The organism is Kitasatospora sp. NPDC057198, assembly GCF_042670125.1.
In the GTDB taxonomy this organism is placed as follows: domain Bacteria; phylum Actinomycetota; class Actinomycetes; order Streptomycetales; family Streptomycetaceae; genus Kitasatospora.
In genome coordinates this window covers 1-22939 of record NZ_JBHUWH010000081.1, presented here as the reverse complement: position 1 = coordinate 22939, position 22939 = coordinate 1, and the positions used below count along the sequence as shown (strand labels likewise).

Genomic DNA, 22939 nt, shown 5'->3' with positions numbered 1-22939 from the left:
GGCGCGCCCCGCGCGCCCCGACCGGACCCCGCCCCTCCGGCCCCTCCGGTCCTCCCCTCAGATGTGAGAGAAGAAGAAACCAGTGACTGCTGAAAACCGCACCGTGGTCGTCACGGGTATCGGCGCCTTCACGCCGCTGGGCGGCGACGCCGCCACTTTCTGGGAGGGCCTGCTGGCCGGCAAGTCCGGGGTCCGCGCCCTCACCGAGGACTGGGCGGCCGAGCTGCCGGTCCGGATCGCCGCCCGGGTCTCCACCGAGCCCGGCGAGATCCTGCCCCGTCCGCTGGCCCGCAAGCTGGACCGCTCGGCGCAGTTCGCGCTGATCGCCGCCCGCGAGGCGTGGAAGGACGCGGGCTACGAGGCCCCGGCCACCGACGAGGCGAACCCGCTGGCCCCCGAGCGGCTGGGCGCGGTCATCGCCTCCGGCATCGGCGGCGTCACCACCCTGCTCGACCAGTACGACGTGCTCAAGGAGCAGGGCGTCCGCAAGGTCTCCCCGCACACCGTCCCGATGCTGATGCCCAACTCCCCGGCGGCCAACGTCGGCCTGGAGGTCGGCGCCCGCGCGGGCGTGCACACCCCCGTCTCCGCCTGCGCCTCCGGCGCCGAGGCGATCGGCTACGCGATCGAGATGATCCGCACCGGCCGCGCCGACGTCGTGGTGGCCGGCGGCACCGAGGCCGCGATCCACCCGCTGCCGATCGTCGCCTTCTCCAACATGATGGCGATGTCCAAGAACAACGACGACCCGCAGCACGCCTCCCGCCCGTACGACAAGGGCCGCGACGGCTTCGTGCTCGGCGAGGGCGCGGGCGTGATCGTGCTGGAGTCGGCCGAGCACGCCGCCGCCCGCGGCGCCCGGGTCTACTGCGAGGCCGTCGGCCAGGGCCTGTCCTCGGACGCCCACCACATCGCCCAGCCCGAGCCGACCGGCGCCGGCGTGGCCCGCGCCATCGACGACCTGTTCGCCCGCAACGAGCTGGACAAGTCCGAGGTCGTGCACGTCAACGCGCACGCCACCTCGACCCCGCAGGGCGACACCGCCGAGATCAAGGCGCTGCGCCGCACCCTGGGCGAGCACCTCGACCACGTGGCGATCTCCGCCACCAAGTCGATGACCGGCCACCTGCTCGGCGGCGCGGGCGGCATCGAGACCGTCGCGACCGTGCTCGCGCTGTACCACCGGATCGCCCCGCCGACCGTCAACGTGGTCGACCTGGACGACGACATCGACGCCGACATCGTCCGCGACGAGGCCCGCAAGCTGCCGGTCGAGGGCCGCATCGCCGCCCTCAACAACTCCTTCGGCTTCGGCGGCCACAACGTGGTGCTGGCCTTCCGCACCGTCTGACGCGACCGCCCCGAGGGGGGTGCGGGGGCCGGGCCCCCCCCCCCCCCCCGGCCGTCGGAGTGGTGCGCTCCGGTACCGCCACGCTAGGCGGGGGTGGCGGTGGCCCGCATGAGTCCGCCGTCGGAGCGGGCCGGGCCGGGGTACGACCGCAGGAGGAGGGCCGGTACCTCCCCGGGTCGCAGCGCGGGCGCCCGGCGGGCGGGGCGGGGTGCGACCGGGGTGGGGGTGCGGAGGCGACCGGCGGGCGATGTGGCGGGCGGGGCCGGGCTCCGAGGATGGCGGGGTGACCGAGACGATCGCGGGACCCTCGTTGTCCCCCCTGGAGTTCCTGGCCGTCCTGGCCGCCGCCGCGCTGGTGGTGGCGCGCTGGCTGCCCCCGGCCGCCCGTCCGTGGACCGCCGCCGCGGCGGGGGCGGTGTTCGGGCCGGCCGCGGTGCTGCTGGGGGTGACGGGGGTGCGCTGGCAGCTGTGGCCGGTGCTGGCGGGGGGCGTTGCGGCGCTGCCGTTCGCGCTCGCCCCGCTGCTGCGGCGGCGTTCCGGCCGGGCGGCGCGGCGGGCCCGGTGGTGGCTGGCGCTGCCGGGGTCGGCGGCCTGCCTCGGGCTGGTCGCGGCCGGGCCGCTGGCGGCGTGGGCGTTCCCCGTGCCGGTGTTCCCCGCGCCGTCGGGGCCCTTCGCGGTCGGCACCCGGGTGGTGCAGTGGACCGACCCGGGCAGGCCCGAGACCTTCACCGCCGACCCGGACGACCGGCGCACCGTCGTCGTCCAGCTCTGGTACCCGGCCCGGCAGAGCCCGCCGGGCACGCCGCGCGCCCGCTACCTGGGGCGCACCGGGCCGGAGGCGCGCACCGTCGCCGGGGCGCTCGCGGCCGGGGCCGGCCTGCCCGGGTTCCTGCTCGACGACGCGGCGGGGGCCCGGAGCCTGGCGGTGGCGGACGCGCCGGTGGCCGGTGGGACGGAGCGGTTCCCGGTGGTGCTGTTCTCGCCCGGATCGGGCGGGGCGCGCACCCAGAACACCGCCTGGGCCCAGGAGTTGGCGAGCCACGGCTACCTGGTGGCCGCCTTGGACCACCCGTACGACAGCGCCGCCGTGCTGCTCGAGGACGGCCGCACCGTCCGGTCCGCGACCTCCTCCACCGGCGACCGGGACGCCGACGAGAAGCTCGCGGCCGACTGGACGGCCGTCCGGGCCGCCGACCTGGGCTTCGTGCTGACCCGGCTGGAGGGCCTGGACCACGACGCCGCCGACCCGCTGGCCGGACGCCTGGACACCGGCCGGGTCGCGGCGGCCGGGCACTCGATGGGCGGCGCCGCCGCGCTCCAGGCGGCCCGGCGGGACGCCCGGATCACCGCCGTGGTCGACCTGGACGGCTTCCCGCACGGCCCCGCCGCCCCCGCCCTGCACCAGCCGGTGCTGGCGCTCACCCAGGACGTCACTCCCGACACCGACCCGCGCTACCTGCCCCGCCTCGCCGAGGCGCTGGCGGCCGGCACCGCCCCCGCCTACCGGCTCACCGTCCCCGGCGCCGCCCACCTCGGCTTCACCGACGCGCCCCTGTACCTGCCGCCGGTGCCCTCGCTGGTCGGCTCGCTGGGCCGCACCGGCGCCCCGCGGCTGGTCGCCGCGGCCACCCTCGCCTTCCTGGACGCCACCCTGCGGCCCGCGGCCGGCGACCCGGCCGCCGGGGATCCGGCCCCCGGGGATCCGGCCGCCGCGCTGTCGGCCTACGGCCGCCTCACCGTCCAGCGGCCGGCCGGGGGCTGAGCCGCCGCCGGTACCGGGGCTACAGCTGCTCGTCGGGTCGTTCGTCCGGCCGTTCGTCGGCGAGCAGGGCGGCGGTCGCGCGGTGGACCTTGGCGAGGGCGCTCAGCAGGTGGCGGCGCTCCTCGGGGGTCAGGTCGGCGGTGACCCGCTCCTCCAGCAGGCGGCGCTCGGCCTCGACGGGCTGCTGGAGGGCGCGGCCGGCGTCGGTCAGCCGGAGGCGGACCAGGCGCTGGTCGCGTTCGTCGCGGGTGCGGGTGAGCAGGCCCGCGGTGGCCATCCGGGTGGCCATCTTGACGACGGTGGGGGTTGTGACGCCGAGGGCGGCGGCGATCTCGCCGGGGGTGCGGCCGTCCTGCTCCCAGAGGGCGGCGAGCAGGAGGTTCTGGCCGAGGTGCAGTCCGTGGCGGCGCATGCCGGCGTCGGCCGCGGCCCGCAGGACCTTGGAGGTCCGGCCGTGCAGGTCCAGGAATTCGGGCATGGCGGGCCTCCGGTCGGTGCCCGGTGGGCACGGCAGGTCGTTTGACGGCTAATCAGTTCCCGGCTAACGTTCCCGTCGAGAGATCGATAGACGGCTAATGTCTTCAGGGGGAACGATGATACTGGTCACCGGCGCGACGGGGAACGTCGGCCGCGAACTGGTCCGCGCGCTCGACGGGAAGGGCGCCCGGGTCCGCGTCCTGGTGCGTGACCCGGCCCGCGCCGCCGCGCTGCCCGCCCGGATCGAACGCGCCGTCGGCGACCTGGGCGAACCCGCCACCCTGGCGCCGGCGTTCGAGGGCGTCGAGCGGCTCTTCCTGCTCACCCCCGGCCTCGGCACCGAGCACACCGTCCACGCCGTCACCGCCGCCCGCGCCGCCGGGGTGCGCCACCTCGTGCACCTGTCCTCCGCCAACGTGCTCGGCGACCCGATGCCCGCGATGGGCCGCTGGCACCACGCCCGCGAGGAGGCCGTCCGCGGCTGCGGCGTCCCGTACACCGTCCTGCGGCCCGGCGGCTTCATGACCAACGCCCTCGAATGGGCCGACACCGTCCGCACCGGCGGCTACGTCCTCGACCCGGTCGGCCCCGGCCGCCTCGCCCCGATCGACCCCGCCGACATCGCCGACGTCGCCGCCCTCGTCCTCACCGGGGACGGCCACCACGGCGCGCACTACGCGCTCACCGGCGGCGAGGCGCTCACCGTCGCCGAACAGGTCGCCCTGCTCGCCGCCGCCACCGGACGCCCGATCGAGGCCCGCCCCACCGCCGGCCCCGAGGAGGCCGTCCGCGCCCGCTTCCCCGCCGGCGCCCCCGCCGCCCTCGCCGAGGCGATCACCGAGGCTTTCGCCCTCCTGCGCGCCGACACCGCCGGCTTCCGCACCGACACCGTCGCCCGCCTCCTCGGCCGCCCCCCGCGCACCTTCGCCGCCTGGTGCGCCCGCCACGCGGACGCCTTCCGGTAGGGCCCGGCCGTGGTCCCTGGCCGTGGACCCCGGCCGGGGGCCCGGCGCTCCGGCAGCGACGATCGTCGGTGCGCGGCGTCGACTTTCGGGGACTCCGGGCGGGCCCCGGAAGTGGCTAGGGTCGCGGGGTGAGGATGCGGACGTGGTGGGGACGGCTGTTCCCCGGGCCCTGGCGGTGGTGGACGGTCGTCCGGGAGGTGCTCGGCGGGCTGCTGGTGTGCGCGCTGGCGGCGCTGTTCCAGGCGGGCGACAGCGGGGGGTGGCCGTCGGGGCTGGTGGTGGTGGCCAGTGCGGTGCTGTACGCGCTGCGCCGGGGGCTGCCGGGGCCGGTGCTGGCGGTGGCGGCGGCCGGGGCGGGCGGGCCGCCCGGGTTCCTGCCGCTGCTGGTCACCGCCGGGTACTCGGCGGGCCGCCGGCTGAACCGGCCCTGGCGGGCCCCCGCGGTGCTGGCGCTCGGCTTCCCGGCCATCCTCGGCGTCGCCCTGCTGCAGAACCGGCGCGACCACCTCCCGCTGCCCGTCCTGCTCGGCCTGTGCGTCGCCGGGTACCTGCTGGTCGGCGTGCTGCCCGCGGTCATCGGACGCTACCGGGCCCAGCGCGCCGCCCTGCTGGACAGCCTGCGCGAACGCAACGAGCAACTGCTGCGCGAACGCGTGATGATCGCCCGGCAGGCCCGGCTGCGCGAACGCCAGCGGATCGCCCAGGACATGCACGACAGCCTCGGGCACCAACTCGCCCTGATCGCCGTGCACACCGGCGCCCTCGAGGTCGACCGGACGCTGGGCGGGCAGCAGCGCGAGGCCGTCGCCGTGCTGCGCCAGGCCGCCACCGGCGCGATGCGCGAACTGCGCGAGGTGGTCGGCCTGCTGCGCGAGGACACCGCGACCGCACCCGGCGGCGTCGACGCGATCGAACGCCTCGCCGCCTCCTCCGACGCGGCCGGCGCCCGGATCGAACTGCGCCAGGAGGGCACCGCCCGCCCGCTGGCCGCCGCCACCGGCCACGCCGCGTACCGGATCGCCCAGGAGGGCCTGACCAACGCGCACAAGCACGCCCCGGGCGCGCCGATCACGCTGACCGTCCGCTACGAGCCGGACGCGCTGGTGGTGGAGGTGGCCAACGGCCCCGGCGGGGACGGCGCGGCGGCGGTCTCCGGCGGGCAGGGCCTGACCGGGCTGCGCGAACGGGCCCGGCTGCTGGGCGGGATCGTGCACAGCGGGCCGCTGCCCGACGGCGGCTTCCGGCTCGCCGGGACGCTGCCCTACACCCCCGAGGGGGCTCGGGCCGCCGTCCCCGACGACGAGGAACTCGCCCTGCTGTCCGGCCACCTGGAGGAACCCGGCAAGCGCCGCCGCCCCGCGCTGGGCTGCGCGCTCGGCGCCCTCGGGGTGCTCGGCGTGGTGGCCGCGGTCGCCGTGGTCGGCGCCATCGTGTTCGTCAGCTCGCTGCGGGACGCCACCGTGACGATGAAGCTCTACGACTCGATCGAGGTCGGCCAGAGCGAGGAGTCCGTCAACGAACGGCTGCCGGTCGGCAGCGACTTCCTGACCGGCAGCTTCCGCAAGATCGGCCCGCCGGTGCCGGAGGGCGCGCACTGCCGCTGGTTCGCCAGCGACCGCGGCAGCGGGCTGGACGACGAGGACGTGCTGCGGTTCTGCTTCAAGGACGGCCGGCTGGTGGAGAAGCAGCACTTCCGTGGAAAGGTGTAGCCGTACCGAGGGCGGGAGAGGGGACGTGCGGTGATCCGCGTGCTGGTGGCCGACGACGAGCCGTTGATCCGGGCCGGGATCCGGATGATCCTCACCTCGGCCGAGGACATCGAGGTGGTCGGCGAGGCCCCCGACGGGGCGCAGGCGCTCCGGCTGGCCGCCGAACTCGCCGCCGACGTCCTGCTGCTGGACATCCGGATGCCCGTCATGGACGGGCTCAGCGCGCTGGCCGAACTGCCCCGGGCCGCACCCGGGACCAGGGCCATCGTGCTCACCACCTTCGGCGAGCGGGAGAACGTGCTGCGGGCGATCACCTCCGGCGGCGCGGGCTTCCTGCTCAAGGACACCGCGCCGGGCGAGCTCATCCAGGCCGTCCGGGCCGCCGCCACCGGCCACGCCTTCCTCTCCCCGGCCGCCACCCGGCACATCGTCGACAGCCTTGCCGACGGCCCGGCGGCCGCGCGCGGCGAGCGGGCCAGACGGCGGCTGGCCGTGCTCACCGCGCGCGAACGCGCCGTGGTCGATCTGCTCGGGGAGGGCCTGTCCAACGCCGACACCGGCGCCCGACTGCACATGAGCGAGGCGACGGTGAAGACCTACGTCAGCCGGATCCTGGCCAAACTGGACTGCGAGAACCGCGTCCAGGCCGCCCTGCTGGCCCGCGACGCGGAACTCTGACGCACCGTCAACTCCAGTCGAGCGGAAGGGGGATGCCGAGTTGGGCGGCCCGCTCGGTGTACGCCTTGCGGATCTGCCGCAGCGCCTCGGGCCGGAACGGGTACCCGGCCGGGATGGCCGCGGCGGCGGCCAACGCCTCCTCCATCAGCTCGAGTTGGAGGTCAGCTCGGAGCAACACCGGGTAGTGGTTGGTCAGTTCGATCGCCGCCAGCGCCAGCCGCGGCAGGTGCGCCGCCGGGTTCTCCCGGGCCAGCAGGCGGTGCGCCCGGTACGCCTGCCACGGGGTGGGCGGCTCGCTGCCCGCCAACAACACCCGGGCCCGCAGCGCCAGTTCCTGGTCCATGCGTGAGGACACACGACTCCCATCGCTCTCGTCCAAGGGGGAATGCGGACGAGTCTGCGGCCCACCGGGCGTGCCGGACAAGGGCGGAGGGATGTGCGCTCGCTCCTACCGGAAGCGGCCGTGAACAGGCAGAATGGGGGTCGACACGCTGCCGGAGGGCTCCGACGTGAGGGCCCCGGCGTGAGGGCCCCGACGGGAGGCGCTCGGGCGGAGAGGCTCGGGCGGAGAGGTTCAGGCGGTGGGCGCGGCGGACGTCGCGGCAGCGGCGGCGGTCAGTCGCTCGCCGATCGCGTCGACCTCCGCCGACAGCTGGGCGCGCAGCGCGGGCAGCAGGGCGAGCGCCGCCCGGGCCGCGTCCGGGTCCGGCTCCGGGTCCCGGTGGGCGGCGGTGACGGCGGCGCGCAGCGGCAGCACGGCCAGCGCGGTCTCCCAGGCGGTGCGGTGCACGCCGGTGGCGTAACGGGCGGTCAGGTACTCCAGCGGGGCGAGCGCCAGCGCGTCCCGGTCGGCGGGCCCGGCCAGCCGGTGCTCGGGCAGCAGCCAGGCCACCCCGTCCCGCGCGACCAGGTCGAAGGCCCGGGACAGGTCCGGGGCCGCCGTGCCGCGCACCGACTCGGCGGTGGCCGCCGCCAGCAGCCGCTCCAGCATGGCCGCCTCGCGCGGGTCCGCCGGCCGGTCCGGGTGCTCCTGCCCGGCGAGCAGCTGCTCCAGGTGGTAGCGCTGGCCCCAACTGCCCACCGAGCGGTGCATCGCCCCGGCCCGGGTCTCCCGGATCGCGGCCAGCACCAGCGCCCGGGTGGTCAGGTCCCGGCGCACCGCGAAGGCGTCGGCCGCGCCGTCCGGGAACAGCCGCCCCAGCGCGCGGCGCACCGCCTCCACCGTCGGCCCGTCGTACCAGCGCAGCGTCCAGCGCGTCCCGGCCGGCTCGTACTGCGGCTCGAACGGGACGCGGAACTGCACCGACAGCCGGTCGGCGATCCGCCGGGCCTGCGGGCCGCGGAGCGGCTGCGCCGGTGCGGCCGGTGCGGTGGGGGAGGACGGCGCGGCCGGTGCGGCGGGGGAGGACGGCGGAGCGGACACGGGCGCGGGCGAGGCGGCGCGCTCCGGGGTGCGTTCGGGGGTGCCCATGGCGGGAGACTAGCCAGGCCGGGGCCGGGCGGCGGGCGACGCGCGGGGCGGCTCAGCCGTTCGCCGCAACCCGCGGACCGCCGGGCCGGGGCGGCCGGGGCGGTCGGGTGGTCCGGGGCGCGGGGATCGGTTCGGGGAGCGAGGCGCCCAACTGCTCGGTGACGGTGGTGGACCCGATCGTCCGCAGGCGGGCCGCGGCCGCGTGCGAAGGGCAGGACGGTGGAGGCCACACCCGGTGGGAGGCCGGGCGTGGGCGGGGCGCGGGGTGGTTCAGCCGCTGGTGGTGGCGGGCAGTGGCTCGCGGGGCGGGGCCGGCGCGGGGCGGGGAGCGGGGATCGGCCCGGGGATCTGGCCGGGGAGCGGGGCGTCCAACTGGCCGGTGACGGTGGTGAACTCGATCGTCCGCAGGCGGGCCGCGGCGGCGCGCGGGAGCAGGACGGCGGAGGCCACGCCCGGCGGGAGCGGGCCCTCGGCGGTGGCCAGGGCGCGCAGCGCGGCCCAGGCGCGGCGGTGGCGGGCGAAGGCGTACCGGGAGACCCGGCGGCCGCGGCGGCGCTGCCCGTCGGCGGCCTGCGCGGGGCTGGCGTCCAACAGCAGCAGGTGCAGCCGGCGGCCCTGCCGGGCGGCGGACCGGGCCAGCGCCCGGCGCACCCACGGCAGGGTGCCGCAGTCGTGCACGACCAGCGGGCCGCCGGCCCGGACTGCCGCGCGCAGCCGCAGGTAGTGGGCGACCCGGACCAGCGGCCGGTACAGCGCGTACGGGACGCCGGGCAGGGCGCGGGCGAAGGCGGCCCGGGTGTGCTGGGAGTCGATCACCGCGGCCCGGGCGCAGCGCCGCATCAGGGTGCTCTTGCCGCTGCCGGGCAGGCCGGAGACCACCAGCACGTCGCCCGCCGGGTAGGCCAGTCGGGCCGGGGCGGGGCGGCCGGTCAGGTCGTGCCGGTCGTGCGGGCGCAGCAGCGGATGCACGCGATCCTCCTCAAAGAGTGTGCCAAGGGGGCGTCATAGGAACGTCATGCCCGGTGAATCCGGTTCCAGGCCCGCGGCGGCCCACCCGTGACACGGCTGTTTCCGTTCCCGGACACCCTGGGTGAAATGCGGCGGATGATCCGTGGCAGGGTGGTCGGATGCGATCCTCCCCGGGGCAACTCGCCCGGGGCGCAGGGGAACCGTGGGAAAGATGGGGTGGGGGCACGTGGCGCGCATGAGGTTCTGCTTCCTGGTGGAGGAGCACTACCGCAACGACGGGATGCCGCTGGCCGTGGTCGAGCACCTGAGGGCCGTCGGCCACCGGGTGGACGTGCTGCGGCCCGGCGCCGACCTGCTCGACCTCGCCAAACTGGTGCGCGGCGGCAAGCACGACGCCTGGGTGCTGAAGACCGTCTCCGGCGGGCCGGGCCTGGGCCTGCTGGAGTCCGCCGCCGCGGCCGGGCTGACCACCGTCAACGACGCGCGGGCGATCCGGCCGGTCCGCGACAAGGCGCGGGCCGCGGTGGTCGCCGCGCTGCACGGCCTGCCGATGCCGCGGACCTGGGCCGCCGCCGACCCGGCCGCGTTCGCCGCGATCGGCGCCCGCCACTACCCGCTGGTCGTCAAGCCCGCCGACGGCTCCTCGGGGCGCGCCGTCCACCTGGTCGAACGGCCCGAGCAGCTCGCCGGGCTGGCCGCCTCCGCGGACGGCGGGCTGCTGATCGCCCAGCCGTACGTGCCCAACGACGGCTGCGACCTGAAGGTGTACTGCGCGGGCGGCGAGTTCTTCGCCACCCGGCGCACCTCGCCGCTGCACCCGCACCACCCCGCCGTGGAGCGCCCCGTCCCGCTGCCGCGCGAGGTCGCCGCGCTGGCCGCGCAGGTCGGCGAGGTGTTCGGCCTCGACCTGTACGGCCTGGACGTGCTGATCGGCCCGGACGGCCCGGTGGTCGTCGACGTCAACGACTTCCCGAGCTTCCGCCAGGTGCCGCGCGCCGTCGAACGGGTCGCCGACGCGGTGGTCCGGCTCGCCCGCACCGGCTCCTCCTGGCCCACCCCCGGCGCGGGCCCGCTGCTCACCGACGCCGGAGTCGCCGGATGAGCCCGTCGGCACCGCTGCGGATCGCCCTGATCGCCCGCGAACCCGACCACCCGCTGCTCGCCGGGGCACGCCGCCTCCTGGAGCGGGACGGGCACCTGACAGTCGGCCCGGACGAGCCGGCCGACGTGGTGCTGCTCAAGGCCCGCGACGCGCGGTCGCTGCGCCGGGCCGAGCAGTACCAGCGGGCGGGCACGCCCGTGCTCAACTCCGCCGCCGCCACCGCCGACTGCCAGGACCGCAGCCTGATGGAGCGCACCGCCCGGGCCGCCGGCCTGCCGTTCGCGCCCACCCTCGCCACCGGCGTCCTCGGCGAACTCCCCTGGAGCGGACCGGTGGTGGTCAAGAGCCTGCGCAGCCGCAAGGAGGACCTGGTGGCCCGCCCCGACACCCTCGGGCGGTGGCGGGAACTCGCCGCGCTGTGGCCCGCCGAGCCGGTCCTGCTCCAGCGGCCGGTGGACGGCGACGGCTGGGACCGCAAGGTGTGGGTGGTCGGCGGCGAGGTCTTCGCCGAGCAGCGCCGCTCCGAACTGGCCCCGGGCGCCCCCGCCCGCCGCCCCTGGGCGCCCGACGACCGGGAGCGCGCCCTCGCCCTCGCCGCCGGGCCCGCCTTCGGCCTCCAGGTGTACGGCGTCGACCTGCTGATCGGCCCGGACGGCCCGGTGGTCGTCGACGTCAACGCCTTCCCCGGCGTCCGCCACCAGGCGGGCGCCCCCGAGGCGCTCGCCGCGCTCGTGCTGCGCACCGCCCGCCGCTGAGCTGCCCGCCGCTGGGCCGCCCGCCGCTGGGCCGCCCGCCGCTGGGGCGCGTCCGGCGGGGCGTGCCGCCGTGACCTGGCGGTTCCGGGCCTATCGCATGTGCACCCCGTGGGTCCACCCCGTCCCGGGCGTCTGCGAGAATCGGCGGCGGAGACCCGGACGAGGAGGAGCGCGGTGCGCGAGGAGGAACCGCGGTCGCGGCTCCCGCAGCTGAGGCTGGACGAGCTGCTGGCCGAGCTGCAGGCCCGGATCGACGTGGCCCGGGGCACCCGGGACCGGGTGCACAGCCTGCTGGAGGCCGTCCTGTCGGTCGGCCGCGAGCTGGAGCTGACCCAGGTGCTGCGCCGGATCGTGGAGGCCGCGGCCGTCCTCGCCGACGCCAAGTACGCGGCGCTCGGCATCATCGGCCCCGACGGCGACACCCTCTCCCAGTTCATCACCGTCGGCCTGTCCGAGGAGGAGATCGCCCGGATCGGCCCCTACCCCACCGGCAAGGGCCTGCTCGGCGAACTCATCCGGCACCCGCACCCGCTGCGCCTGGAGGACCTCAAGCAGCACCCGGCCTCCACCGGCTGCCCCGCCCACCACCCCGAGATGCGGACCTTCCTCGGCCTGCCGGTGCGGGTGCGCGACGAGGTGTTCGGCAACATCTACCTGACCGACAAGCGCGGCGCCGCCGGGTTCGACGACGACGACGAGTCGGTGATCGCCACCCTCGCGGTGGCCGCCGGGGTGGCCATCGACAACGCCCGGCTGTACGAGGAGGCGCAGCGCCGCCAGCGCTGGCTGACCGCCACCGCCGAGATCAACCGCAGCCTGCTGTCCGGCAGTTCGCGCACCCAGGTGGTGGAGCTGATCGCCCAGCGGGCCTGCGACATCTCCGGTGCGCAGCTGGCCGACGTGCTGACCGCGCTGCCCGACGGGGCCGGCCTGCGGGTCGAGCTGGCGCTCGGCGGGAACGTCAACGGGCGGGTCGGGGTGGAGGTGGCGCTGGAGGGCACCCTCTCCGGCGCGGCCTGCGCGGCCGGCTTCCCGGTCACCTCGCACGACCTGGCGGACGACCCGCGCTTCCCCGGCCGGGTGTCGCGGTTCGAGGGCCTGGGCCCGGCCGTCGCGGTGCCGCTGGGGCGGGCCGAGGGCCACACCGAGGGCGTGCTGCTGCTGGTGCGCGGCGGCGGCGAGCCGGAGTTCACCGAGCGCGAGATAGACCCGCTGCTGGGCTTCGCCGACCAGGCCGCGCTGGCCCTGGAGCTGGCCGAACGGCGGCGCGACGCCGAGCAGTTGGCCGTCCTGGAGGACCGCGACCGGATCGCCCGGGACCTGCACGACCTGGCCATCCAGCGGCTGTTCGCGACCGGCATGACGCTGCAGAGCGCCTCCCGGTTCATCGACCACCCCGGGGCGTCCGACCGCGTCCTGCGGGCCGTCGGTGACCTGGACGAGACCATCAAGATCATCCGGTCGACGATCTTCGGACTGCGGGTCCGCGAGGCCGGGGCCGGGCAGGGTCTGCGGGCCCGCGCCGTGCACGTGGTCGAGGAGGCGCAGGCCGCCCTCGGTTTCGCGCCCCGGCTCAGCATGGAGGGCCTGCTCGACACCGACGTGCCGCCCGCCGTCGCCGACCACCTGGTGGCCGTCCTCGGCGAGGCGCTCAGCAACGCCGCCCGGCACGCGAGGGCCGGCCGGGTCGAGGTCACCCTGCAGGCCGGCGGCGGCCAGGTCGCCCTCACCGTCCAGGACGACGGCGTCGGTATCCCCGCCCAGGGCCGCCGCAGCGGCCTGCGCAACCTCGAGGAGCGCGCCCGCACCCTCGGCGGCGCCCTCACCGTCACCGCCCCGCCCGCCGGCGGCACCGTCCTCAACTGGACGGCTCCGCTGGGGCACTGACGCCGGGGTGCGGTTCCCGCTAGGATCCGTGCCCGAACGGTTCTTCGGACGGGGGCGGCATGACGGCAGGCGGTACGGTACGGCGGGTCGTCCGGTGGCTGCTCCTGACGGCGTTCGCGGCGTACGCGCTCGTCGCGGCGGCCGGGATGCTCCAACTGCCCCGGTACCTGGTCGCCTTCTTCCGCGGAGACCTCCACCCCTGACCGGGCGGCCCCGTCAGCCCAGCGCGGCCGCCTTGCGCAGCAGTACGGCCCGTTCGCGGGCGTTGCGGCACAGGCGGGCGGCGAGTTCCAGCTCGGCGCGGGCCTCGGCGGGGCGGCCCAGGCGGGTGAGCAGCTCGCCGCGGACGGTCGGCAGCAGGTGGGAGCCCGGCAGCCGGTCGGCGGCCAGCAGCTCGTCGACGACGGCCAGCGCCTCGGCCGGGCCGCTCGCCATCGCGACCGCCACCGCCCGGTTCAGCTCGACCACCGGGGACGGTGCCACCCGGCCCAGCGCCTCGTACAGCAGCACGATCCGCTCCCAGTCGGTCTCCGCCACCGACGGCGCCACCGCGTGGCAGGCCGCGATCGCCGCCTGCAGCCCGTACGGGCCCAGGCCGCGCCCCGCCCCGGCGGCCCGGCCCAGCGCCGCCAGGCCGCGGCGGAGCGCCGAACGGTCCCAGCGGGTGCGGTCCTGGTCCTCCAGCAGCACCGCTTCGCCGTCCGGGCCGGTGCGGGCCGGGAAACGGGCCGCGGTCAGCTCGAACAGGGCCAGCAGGCCGTGCGGTTCGCCCTCGCCGGGCAGCAGCGCGGTCAGTGTCCGGGCCAGCCGGAGCGCCTCGCCGGTCAGGTCCGGGCGCAGCAGGTCGTCCCCGCCGGTCGCCGTCGAGCCCTCCGTGAACACCACGTACAGCACGCTCAGCACCGCGCCCAGCCGGGCCCGGCGCTCCTCGGCGGGCGGCAGCTCGAACGGGACGCGGGCGGCGGCGATGGTCTTCTTCGCCCGGGTGATCCGGGCCTGCACGGTCGGCACCGGCACCAGGAAGGCGCGGGCGATCTCCTCGCTGGACAGGCCGCTCACCACGCGCAGGGTGAGCGCCACCCGGGCCTCCGGGGAGAGCACCGGGTGGCAGGCGGTGAACACCAGCGCCAGCACGTCGTCGTCGATCCGGTCCGGGTCCCAGGGCAGTTCGTCCGGGGCGGCCTCGGTGACGTCCCCGGCGAGCAGGCCGTAGCGCTCGTCCAGCGCCGTGCGGCGGCGGAAGGCGTCGATCGCCCGCCGCCGCGCGGTGGTCAGCAGCCAGCCCACCGGGTTCGCGGGCGCGCCGTCGCGCGACCAGGCCACCAGTGCCTCGGCCAGCGCCTCCTGGGCGACGTCCTCGGCCAGCGCGAAGTCGCCGGTCCAGCGGGCCAGCGCCCCGACGATCCGGGCGGACTCGATCCGCCAGACCGCCGCGACGGCCCGCCGGGCCGGCTCGGTGACCGGGCCGCCGCCCGGGACCGGGGCGCCGTCCGGGGCCGGGGCGCCGTCCGGAGCCGGGGTGCCGTCCGGCGGGCCGTCGTGGTCGGTCGCGGGCATCAGAGCTGACCGGTCCGCTCGCGCCAGGCCCGCTCCAGCGCCACCCACTTGTTGTCCTGCGGGAACTCGTCGATCGACGGGACGCGGCGCACCTCGCACTTGGCGCCCGGCAGCGCCGGGAGCCGCTTGGCCCACTCCACGGCCTCCTCCTTCGAGGCGACGTCGATCAGGTAGAAGCCGCCGAACAGCTCCTTGGTCTCCCCGTACGGGCCGTCGGTGACCACCGGCGCCTCGCCGTCGTAGTCGACCACCACGCCCTGGGAGGGGTCGTCCAGGCCCTCGGCGGCGATCAGCACGCCCGCCCGGATCAGCTCCTCGTTGAACCGGCCCATCGTCTCCAGCATCTCCTCGAAGGGCGTCTCGAACATCTTCGCCAGGGTCTCGTCCGTCGCCCGCATGATCAGCATGTACTTCGCCATCGCCCTGCTCCTCGTTCGGGGGGATCCTCTGCCGACCCCCTTCTATCCCAAGGTCGAACGGCGCGGACGCGGATCGACACGGGCGCCCGGAAATTTTTCCGGACCCTCCCCGGGGCAGGCCGGCCTGGGGGTTTCGGTAGGCTCCAGCCTTCCGGACTGATGATCATTCCAGTGGACGGGGAGACGCCGGATGGCGGGACGGACGGCGGGACGGATGGCGGGACGGACGGCGGGACGGATCGCGGGGTGGGGAGCGGGCGCGGCGCTCGTGGTGCTGGCCGCGTCCGGGTGCGGCCCGCTGGTGGGGGACGACATGGCGGTGAAGGGCACCTGCCAGGGGAGCGGGAAGCGGTTGGACGTCCTGCGGGGGCTGGCCGTCGGCACCTCCGCGCCCGCCGGGGCGACCCCCGTGAACTGGGAGTACTCCATCAGCCACACCAGCAAGGAGCTCGAGGCGGAGTGCGTGGGGGACTCCACCACCCCCTGGCTCCGCGTCGGCCGGCTCTACCGCCACCCCGGCCCGGCCGCCGAGGTGCTGGGCTTCTACCGCGACGCCGCCGCGGCCGACGGCTGGCGGCTCGACACGGACGCGGCGGACGACGACCCCGACGGCTACCTGTGCTTCTCCCGGAAGGTGGACGGCCGCCCCACCCTGCTGGTGGTGACCCTCCGCCCCGAGCGCGCCCCCGGCCCCGACGTCTACCAGGTGACCGTCAAGCACAGCACCTACGACCCCGAGACCCACTGCGGGTAGGTGCTGTCCGGCGGACTCCCGCGCGGCACCGGGTGCACGGGGATCCCCGCCCTCCGTGGGTGGACCGGCGTGGGCCCGCAGGGCGGGGCGGGGTCAGCGCTTCGTGGTCTGCGGGGCGCCCGGACGGCCGGTGGCCGGGTCGAGGACGAAGACGACGGTCTCCTCGTCCGAGGTCACCGTGACCCGGTCCGGGCCGGACCACACCGCGTCCTGGTAGTAGCCGTGCCGGGTGCCCTCCCCCCAGGTGCCCAGCTCCCAGTGGCGGGCGGACCAGCCGGTGCCGGTCACCACCTCCACCTGGTAGAGCGGGTCGATCGAGACGGCGACGTCGGTCACGGTCAGCGCCAGGTCCGGGCGGTCGGGGTGGGCCGTCCGGCTCACCGGGGTGCCGTTGTCGTCGAACACCAGGCCCATGAGGACGTACGGCCCCGCGAGGGCGATCAGCCCCACCACGGCGGCGGCGCAGCCGATCTGCGAGAACCTGGTGCGGAACTCCATCTCGACCACCAGCGAGACCACGACCAGCACCGCCGCGCTGCCGCCCAGCAGCACCGGGTGGTCGAACAGCCGTTTCGCCTCCACCAGCCCGCCCGAGCGGGCGCCGGACCGGCCGATCAGGGCGGCCAGGACGGCGAGCAACGCCAATCCTCTGAGCGTCCAGGCGACTTGGCGGCGGCGGCGCAGTGTCATCGGGTTCCCTCCCATGATCGTTCGGACGGACTGTACTGCCCGCCGTCGGAGCACGGGACACCGGGGATCACGGCCCGGCTGCCTCCGCGGCCTCCTCCCGGTGCAGGTCGAGGGCGGTCAGCAGGTGGATCGCGGCGTCCGCCCAGCGGTCCGGCACCGGGTCGGCGGCCAGCGCGTCCAGCAGGGCGGCCCCGGTGCGCAGCCCGGTGCGGCGCAACTGAGCAGCGGCCGGAGCGAGTTGGTGCGGAAGGGCGGAGTCGAGACCGGTGCGGGCCAGTTCGGCCAGCGCGCCGCGCGCCTCGGTCAGCGCCTCGGTCAGCGGGTCGCCGCCGACGGGCGGCAGGGCGGCGAACGGGTGCGGGTCGCCCTCGGCCGCCAAGTCCGGGTGGACCAGCCCGGCCGCGGTGCGCACCGCCAGCGGGTCGAGCGCCGGACGGCCAGCCGCCTGCCGGAGCAGACCGCTGACGTGCGTCACCGTGCCGGACTCCAGGGCCGCCGCCAGCGCGTCGATCCGGCCCGGACGGAGCACGTCGTGCTCGGCGGAGAGCAGCACCGCCGTCCCCGCGGTGTCCCGCACCGTCGCCTCCAGCCGCTGCCCGGCCGGGTCGTAGCCCAGCGGGCCGACCTCCGCGACGGCCAGCACGTGCGCGTTCTCCGCCTCGATCCGGGGCCGCACCAGCCGGGGCGGCCGCCCGCCCGGCGCGCGCAGCCGGGCCGCCGCGTCGTGCAGCAGCAGCGGCGCGGGCAGCGAGGCCCAGGCGTCGCCGAGCGGGGTGATGCTGGTGGAGGCGATCCGGCCGCGCTCCACCGTGACGGTCCGCCCGGGGCTGCGCGAGAGCGACTCGCTGACCAGGTTCGCCCCCGCCAGCGCCCGCACCGAGTGCCCCAGCAGCCGCCGGGAGGCCAGCTCGGCGCCGGTCGCCGGCCGGTCGTCCGTCAGCGCCCAGTGCTTGCGCAGCACCAGCACGATCCCGGCGTCCGGCTGGGCGAGGTAGATCTCCGCGCTCCGCTCCCGCTCGCCCCGGCCGGAGATCCGGCAGCCCAGCGAGACCAACCGGGTGCGGCGCAGCTGGGTGACGGCGCTCTCGCCGCTGCCCAGCGCCAGCGTCCGGTCCGCGGCCCGCGCCCTGGCCCGCAGTTCGGCCAGCAGCTCGGCGACCCGGTTCGGGTCGTAGCGGGTGTCCCGGTCCGCGTACGCCTGGGCCTGGGCCCGCAGCTCGGCCGTCGCGGCGGCCGGCCAGTGGGCCGAGGCGGAAGCCAACTCGGCCTCGACGCGCGCTAGTTGCGCCAGCAGGACCGGGCCGCTGCGGGCGGTTCCGGTGCGCAGCAGCTCCTCGGTGAGGGCGGTCGCCGCCGCCATCGGGTCCGCCGTCGCGGTCGGTGCGGCGGCGGCCCGGGGGGCGCTGGCTTCGGGGCCGGCGGGCTGTGCGGTGGCGGGCTGTGCGGTGGCCTTGGCGCCGCCCATGGTGCGGGCCGCCCCGGACGGGGTGCCGTCCTGCTCGGCCGCCCGGAACGCCCAGGCCGCCAGGGTCACCAGTTCGCCGTGCCGGGCCGAAGTCGCCCCGCTCAGCGCGAAGTTCAGGCTGTGCGGAACGGGGAACCGGACGGTGCAGCTCGGCAGTTCCACCGAGGGGGCCGGGTGCTCGGCGTCCATCCGCTGCACCGTCGCCCGCACCCCCCGGCCCCAGGCCCGGCGGGCCGCCGTCAGGGCCGGCCGGCCGAACGCCGCCAGCAGCGCCGCATCGTCGAACTCGGCCGGAGACCACGGGAGTTGCGGGGCGGCGGCGGGGTCGTCCGCCGGGGCGCCGTACTGGGCCTGGTACGCGAGGACCAGTCCCACCAGGTGGCGGCACACTCCGGGCGCCGGGCAACTGCACGTCCCCGCCTCCAGCGGGACCCCGGCGGGCAGCGCCGTCCGGCTGCCGTCCGGGAACGACGCCGACACCTCGCCGTCCGCGCCGGGCGCCACCGACGCCCCGGCCCCCGACTCCAGTTCGCGGGCCGCCCGCTTCACCAGGCCGCGATTGGCCAGCGCCGCCAGCGTGTCGGCGTCCAACGCCAGCAGGTCCGCCCGGGGCGCGCTCACCGGCCCACCTTCTCCGCCACGAACGCCGCCAGCTCACCCGGCGTCATCGCACCCACGTGCGCGCCCAACCCGGCCAGTCTGGCCGCGAGTTCGCGGTCGTACACCGGATCCGCCTCCTCGTCCAGCGCCGCCAGACCGAGCACCGTGCTGCCCTGCTCGACCAGCTTGCGCACCCCGTGCAGCAGGCGGCCGGCGTCGCCGCCCTCGTAGAAGTCCGACACCAGCACCACGATGCTCCGCCGCGGGTTGTCCAGCAGTCCGGCCCCGTAGTCCACCGCCTGGGCGATGTCGGTGCCGCCGCCGAGCTGCACCCGCATCAGCAGCTCCACCGGGTCCGTCACGTCCTCCGTCAGGTCCACCACCGAGGTGTCGAACGCCACCAGGTGGGTGCGCAGCCCCGGCAGGTTCCACAGGCAGGCCGCCGTCACCGCGGAGTGGATCACCGACCCGGCCATCGAGCCCGACTGGTCGACCAGCAGCACCAGTTGCCAGCGCTCCAGGGTGCGCCGCGTCCGCGAGTGGAAGTACGGCCGCTCGATCAGCAGCCGCCGCCGCTCCGGCTGGTAGTGCGCCAGGTTCGCCCGCACGGTGGAGCGGAAGTCGAAGTTCCGGGCCAGCGGGACGAGGCTGCGGCCCGGCGCCCGCGCCCCGGTGAACGCCCGGCGCAGTTCGGGGCGCAGCCTGGCCAGCAGGTCGCGCACCACCGCCTCGACCAACCTGCGGGCCAGGGACAGGAGTTCGGGGTTCATCAGGTGCTTGGTGCGCAGCACGGCGCGCAGCAGCGCCGGGCTCGGCTCCACCCGGGACAGCACCTCCGGGTCGGTGACGATCTCGTCGATTCCGTAGCGCTCCACCGCGTCCCGCTCCAACCGCTCCACGGTCTCCTTCGGGAACAGCCGGTGCACGTCCTCCAGCCAGTCCACCGGCGTCACCCGGGACGCCTCGCTGCCCCCGCTACGCGAACCGTCGCGCGAGCCGCCACCGCCCGTCCGGCGCACCCCGCGCCGGTTCGCCTCCGGGTCGCGCCCGTACAGCCACTCCAGCGCGGCGTCCTGCTCGGCGGCGAGCTGCCCGAGACCACCGGTGCAGCGCTCGGCGGCCGCGCCGAGGATCAGCCGCCAGCGCTCCAGACCCTCGTCGGGCAGGGCGGCGGCCGAGGGCGGCTGGGTCGCGGGGGCGGGCATTTCCGGGGCGGGGGACGTTTTCGTGGCCGGGGTGGTTGGGACGGACGGATTGGTCGGGCCGGCCGGGCTGGTCGAGGTGCTCGGGAGGGTCGGGAGGGTCGGGGCCAGGCCGTAGGCGGTCAGGAGGTCGGTGGTGGCGAGTTCGAGACCGGCGGCGCGGGCCAGCAGGGCCGGGTCGGCGCTGGTGCGCAGCAGGCCGCGGGCCGAGCCGGTGCGACCGCGGCGGGCCAGCAGGCGCTGGGCGATCCGCTCGCGTTCGCGCGGCGGGAAGTAGCCGAACGCCTGGCGAAGCGCGGGCAGGCCGTGCAGGAAGTCGGCGGCGGGCAGGCCGGTGACGATCCCGTCCAGCGCGTCGAACAGCGACGCGTCACCGGCCGCGTCCAGGGCCGGGCCGGTCAGCTGCTCGCGGGCCAGCACGAACAGCCCGGACAGCCAGTCGCCCAGCCGCTCCGGCTCGCCGGCCAGTGCCCGCGCCTGCCGGGCCGCGCTCTCGGCGCCGCCGGCGTTCCCGGTCCGCCCGGTGTCCTCGGCGTCGTCGTCGGTCGTGGTCGGGGCCGTCCCGTACGTTGACAGCGACCAGGCCAGGCCGAGGGCGGCGCCGCGCAGGTCCGGGGGTGCGGCCGGGTCGGCGGCGATTCGGGTCGTGGTGGCCAGGGCGGCGGGGCGCGGCAGGGTGAGGACGGGGGCGGCGTGGCGGAGGGCGTCGCGGGCGGCGAGGGTGGCGCGCAGGCGGGCATGGTCGACGCCGCCGCTGCCGTGCAGGCCCTCGGCCAGCCACAGGACGCGTCGCAGGGCGGCGTCGACCAGGTGGGCCAGTCGCGGGTCGGCTGCCACGCCGTACACCCGGTCGTGGCGCCAGAGGTCCAGGGTGGTGGCCAACACCTGGCCCACCGCGCCGAGTTCGGGGACGCGGCCGACCCGTTCGGCGAGTGTGTCGAGGAGTTCGCCGGCCAGCGTGCCGACCCCGCACAGTACGGCGTCGAACAGCAGTCCGGCCAGGGCCGCCGGGTCGGTGCCCGCGTCCCGGGCCCGTTCGGCCAGCACCACGGCCGCCGCGTCGGACAGCCGTGCCCCGTACGCGCCCGCCTCGATCAGTGCGGCGTCGCGCCGCCGCTGCCAGCCGTTCGGGGCCGGTGCCCAGAGTTCGGTGAAGACCGGGTCGCCGCCGCCGGTCGGCCCGCTCTCCCGGATGTGCCCGGGGACGCCCAGGACCCGCAGCCGGTGCAGGAAGCGGCTGCGCCGCAGGCCCTCCGGGTCGGTCAGGTCGGCCTTCGCCGGGGAGCCCGTCTCGACGCCGCAGAGCTCCTGTTCGGCCGCCACGTCGTGCACCAGTGGCGGTGCGGGCGTGTCCGGGTGCAGTCGGCCGAGCCGGTCGCCGGTGCCGGCCTCGACCAGCACCCGCACCAGCGGGTCGGTGCCCGCGGTCGGGCGTCCGCGTCCCTGCCAGGGCAGCGGCTGGTCGAGGGCCTCGCCGACCAGCCCGGAGACCAGGCCGTCCAGTACGTCGGCGCGCGAGCGCGTCCGGTGCCCGCGCATCGCCGCCAGGCCGTCGGCCAGGGTGCGGGCCGCGATCAGGTCGGCCGTCGACACCCGGGCCTTCGCCGCCCGCAGCCGCCGCACCGCCTCCTCGGTCAGGCCGTCCGCCGCGCCCTGCGGGCCGCGCTCCCACAGGAGTTGGTAGTAGCCGGGGGAGGGCATGCCGGACTGGTAGCCGCCGAACGCGTCCAACTGCCGGAAGGAGTACGGCACCAGGTGGCTCCCGCCGACCGCGCCGACCGGCGGGCTCGGTACCGTGGGCCAGTCGGGCTCGGTGGCTCCGGACGCGGCCAGTGCCCGCAGCGCGGGCGTGTGGAAGCCGCCGGTGACCACCAGCACCGGCCCGTCCCCCTGCTCCAGCGCGGCCCGCACCCAGCGCGCCATGTACGCCTCGCGGGCCGCGTCGCCGTCGTCGGCGGCCGCGTCGCCGCGCACCAACTCGAAGTAGGCGTCCAGCCGTTCGGCCAGGCCCGCCTGGTCCGGGAGTTCGACCAGGCCGTCCCACAGGGTGTCCGGCGAGTCCGTCCCGAACGCCGCGCACAGCCGTTCGGTGGCCTGCGCGTACCGGGCCTCGGCGTCGGCGAACCGGTTCGCCAGCGGGCGGGCCCGGTCGGTGAACGCCGAGTGCCAGGCCGGGAGGTCGACGAAGCGCACCTGCGCGCCCGCCGCCCGGCCCTCGGTCAGCGCCACCCACTCCGGCGAGTACGCGCACAGCGGCGCCCAGGAGGTGGCCGTCCGCTCCTCGTCCCGGTAGTGGCTGAACACCGCGACCGGCAGTTCGTGGCCCAGCAGCAGTTCGTCCAGCCGCGGGTTCAGATCGGCCGGGCCCTCGACCAGCACGTGCGCGGGCCGCAACTCCCCGATGGTGCGCGCCACCAGGGCCGCGCAGGCCGGCGAGTGGTGCCGCACGCCCAGGAACACCGCCTCCGGGCGCGCCGTGGTCGGTGCCATCAGTCGGCCAACAGGTGCCGGGCGTCGTACAGTTCGCTCCAGCGGCCGCCCTTGCGGCGGCCCGCCTGCTGCTCCAGGAAGCGGCGCAGCCGGGCCAGGTCGTCCGGGCTGTCCTTGGCCGCCGTGCCGGCCAGGCAGGTCACCAGGTCGGCGGCGCTGCCCGGCTCCTGGCGCAGGAACCAGCCGCGCACCCCCACCGCGTGCGCCACCGACACCGCCTCCGCCGTGCTCAGCACCGCCGAGGACGCGCCCTTCCCGCCGTCCGGCGCGCGCAGTTCGCGGAAGGTCGCCACCAGCACCTCCAGCAGGTCCCGGTCCGGGGCCGGCCCGACGCCCGAGCAGCGCAGCAGCGCCGCCGACTCGGCCTCCACCAGGGCGACTTCGGTGTCGAAGTCGGCGATCGGGAACACCGTCTCGAAGTTGAACCGGCGCTTGAGCGCGGCGCTCATCTCGTTGACGCCCCGGTCCCGGGTGTTCGCGGTGGCGATCACGTTGAACCCCGGGGCGGCGAACACCATGCCGTCCGGGCCGTCCAACTCCGGTACCGCCAGCACCCGTTCGGACAGCAGCGAGAGCAGGCAGTCCTGCACCTCCAGCGGGCAGCGGGTGATCTCCTCGAACCGGACGACCTGCCCC

The 22939-nt window shown here is 76.8% G+C and carries 20 protein-coding genes; 10 read left to right on the top strand and 10 right to left on the bottom strand.

Annotation, left to right across the window (positions count from 1 at the left end; translation table 11 throughout):
• Positions 1-82 precede the first annotated feature (82 nt).
• Together fabF and ACFUEL_RS12730 are read left to right on the top strand one after the other, a co-directional pair.
• Positions 83-1351: a beta-ketoacyl-ACP synthase II gene (gene fabF / locus ACFUEL_RS12735; protein WP_380236150.1), complete on the top strand. Its 1269-nt coding sequence runs from the start codon at positions 83-85 to the stop codon at positions 1349-1351.
• 283 nt (positions 1352-1634) lie between these two features.
• On the top strand, positions 1635-3113 hold the full coding sequence (locus ACFUEL_RS12730) for an alpha/beta hydrolase family protein (protein ID WP_380236149.1): 1479 nt from the start codon (positions 1635-1637) through the stop codon (positions 3111-3113).
• 19 nt (positions 3114-3132) lie between these two features.
• Here the strand turns inward: ACFUEL_RS12730 and ACFUEL_RS12725 are convergent, their stop codons facing one another.
• On the bottom strand, positions 3133-3591 hold the full coding sequence (locus tag ACFUEL_RS12725) for a MarR family winged helix-turn-helix transcriptional regulator (RefSeq protein WP_380236148.1): 459 nt from the start codon (positions 3589-3591) through the stop codon (positions 3133-3135).
• 115 nt (positions 3592-3706) lie between these two features.
• On the opposite strand from ACFUEL_RS12725, the gene ACFUEL_RS12720 reads away from it, so the two are divergent.
• The 3 genes from ACFUEL_RS12720 to ACFUEL_RS12710 all read left to right on the top strand — a co-directional run bounded on the left by ACFUEL_RS12720 (position 3707) and on the right by ACFUEL_RS12710 (position 6942).
• Positions 3707-4555: an NAD(P)H-binding protein gene (locus ACFUEL_RS12720; RefSeq protein ID WP_380236147.1), complete on the top strand. Its 849-nt coding sequence runs from the start codon at positions 3707-3709 to the stop codon at positions 4553-4555.
• A 134-nt stretch (positions 4556-4689) separates the two neighbouring features.
• Positions 4690-6264 (top strand): sensor histidine kinase, encoded by a 1575-nt coding sequence (locus ACFUEL_RS12715; RefSeq protein WP_380236152.1) that lies wholly within the window; start codon positions 4690-4692, stop codon positions 6262-6264.
• Positions 6265-6294: 30 nt separating this feature from the next.
• Positions 6295-6942, top strand: a complete 648-nt coding sequence (locus ACFUEL_RS12710; protein WP_380236146.1) for a response regulator — start codon at positions 6295-6297, stop codon at positions 6940-6942.
• Positions 6943-6949: 7 nt separating this feature from the next.
• Here the strand turns inward: ACFUEL_RS12710 and ACFUEL_RS12705 are convergent, their stop codons facing one another.
• The 3 genes from ACFUEL_RS12705 to ACFUEL_RS12695 form a co-directional block, all read right to left on the bottom strand.
• On the bottom strand, positions 6950-7297 hold the full coding sequence (locus tag ACFUEL_RS12705) for a hypothetical protein (RefSeq protein WP_380236145.1): 348 nt from the start codon (positions 7295-7297) through the stop codon (positions 6950-6952).
• Between the two features lie 219 nt (positions 7298-7516).
• Positions 7517-8413, bottom strand: coding sequence for a hypothetical protein (locus tag ACFUEL_RS12700; RefSeq protein ID WP_380236143.1), 897 nt, complete (start codon positions 8411-8413; stop codon positions 7517-7519).
• A gap of 270 nt (positions 8414-8683) precedes the next feature.
• A complete protein-coding gene (locus tag ACFUEL_RS12695; protein ID WP_380236142.1) occupies positions 8684-9382 on the bottom strand; it encodes an AAA family ATPase in 699 nt (232 codons plus the stop codon).
• A gap of 235 nt (positions 9383-9617) precedes the next feature.
• On the opposite strand from ACFUEL_RS12695, the gene ACFUEL_RS12690 reads away from it, so the two are divergent.
• The 4 genes from ACFUEL_RS12690 to ACFUEL_RS12675 all read left to right on the top strand — a co-directional run bounded on the left by ACFUEL_RS12690 (position 9618) and on the right by ACFUEL_RS12675 (position 13329).
• Positions 9618-10484 carry a RimK family alpha-L-glutamate ligase gene (locus ACFUEL_RS12690; RefSeq protein WP_380236151.1) on the top strand — a complete coding sequence of 289 codons (867 nt, stop codon included), beginning with the start codon at positions 9618-9620 and terminating at the stop codon, positions 10482-10484.
• Entirely contained in the window at positions 10481-11239 is a 759-nt protein-coding gene (locus ACFUEL_RS12685) for a RimK family alpha-L-glutamate ligase (RefSeq protein WP_380236141.1), read from the top strand. The genes ACFUEL_RS12690 and ACFUEL_RS12685 overlap by 4 nt, the downstream gene beginning before the upstream one ends.
• A 174-nt stretch (positions 11240-11413) precedes the next feature.
• A complete protein-coding gene (locus ACFUEL_RS12680; protein ID WP_380236139.1) occupies positions 11414-13126 on the top strand; it encodes a GAF domain-containing protein in 1713 nt (570 codons plus the stop codon).
• Positions 13127-13185: 59 nt separating this feature from the next.
• A complete protein-coding gene (locus ACFUEL_RS12675; RefSeq protein WP_380236138.1) occupies positions 13186-13329 on the top strand; it encodes a hypothetical protein in 144 nt (47 codons plus the stop codon).
• Between the two features lie 13 nt (positions 13330-13342).
• Here the strand turns inward: ACFUEL_RS12675 and ACFUEL_RS12670 are convergent, their stop codons facing one another.
• Positions 13343-14683: an RNA polymerase sigma factor gene (locus ACFUEL_RS12670; RefSeq protein ID WP_380236137.1), complete on the bottom strand. Its 1341-nt coding sequence runs from the start codon at positions 14681-14683 to the stop codon at positions 13343-13345.
• Positions 14683-15102 (bottom strand): YciI family protein, encoded by a 420-nt coding sequence (locus ACFUEL_RS12665; RefSeq protein WP_380236136.1) that lies wholly within the window; start codon positions 15100-15102, stop codon positions 14683-14685. Before ACFUEL_RS12665 ends, ACFUEL_RS12670 begins: the two co-directional genes overlap by 1 nt.
• A gap of 190 nt (positions 15103-15292) precedes the next feature.
• Between ACFUEL_RS12665 and ACFUEL_RS12660 the strand changes: the two genes are divergently transcribed.
• Positions 15293-15856 (top strand): hypothetical protein, encoded by a 564-nt coding sequence (locus tag ACFUEL_RS12660; protein ID WP_380236135.1) that lies wholly within the window; start codon positions 15293-15295, stop codon positions 15854-15856.
• A gap of 93 nt (positions 15857-15949) precedes the next feature.
• On the opposite strand, the gene ACFUEL_RS12655 is transcribed toward ACFUEL_RS12660, so the two are convergent.
• The 4 genes from ACFUEL_RS12655 to ACFUEL_RS12640 all read right to left on the bottom strand — a co-directional run.
• Positions 15950-16546 carry a hypothetical protein gene (locus tag ACFUEL_RS12655; RefSeq protein WP_380236134.1) on the bottom strand — a complete coding sequence of 199 codons (597 nt, stop codon included), beginning with the start codon at positions 16544-16546 and terminating at the stop codon, positions 15950-15952.
• A gap of 67 nt (positions 16547-16613) precedes the next feature.
• Positions 16614-18632, bottom strand: coding sequence for a hypothetical protein (locus ACFUEL_RS12650; protein WP_380236133.1), 2019 nt, complete (start codon positions 18630-18632; stop codon positions 16614-16616).
• On the bottom strand, positions 18629-22303 hold the full coding sequence (locus tag ACFUEL_RS12645; protein WP_380236132.1) for a DUF5682 family protein: 3675 nt from the start codon (positions 22301-22303) through the stop codon (positions 18629-18631). Before ACFUEL_RS12645 ends, ACFUEL_RS12650 begins: the two co-directional genes overlap by 4 nt.
• Positions 22303-22939: AAA family ATPase (locus ACFUEL_RS12640; RefSeq protein WP_380236131.1), on the bottom strand; the 637-nt coding region annotated here is incomplete at its 5' end. The genes ACFUEL_RS12640 and ACFUEL_RS12645, both read right to left, overlap by 1 nt.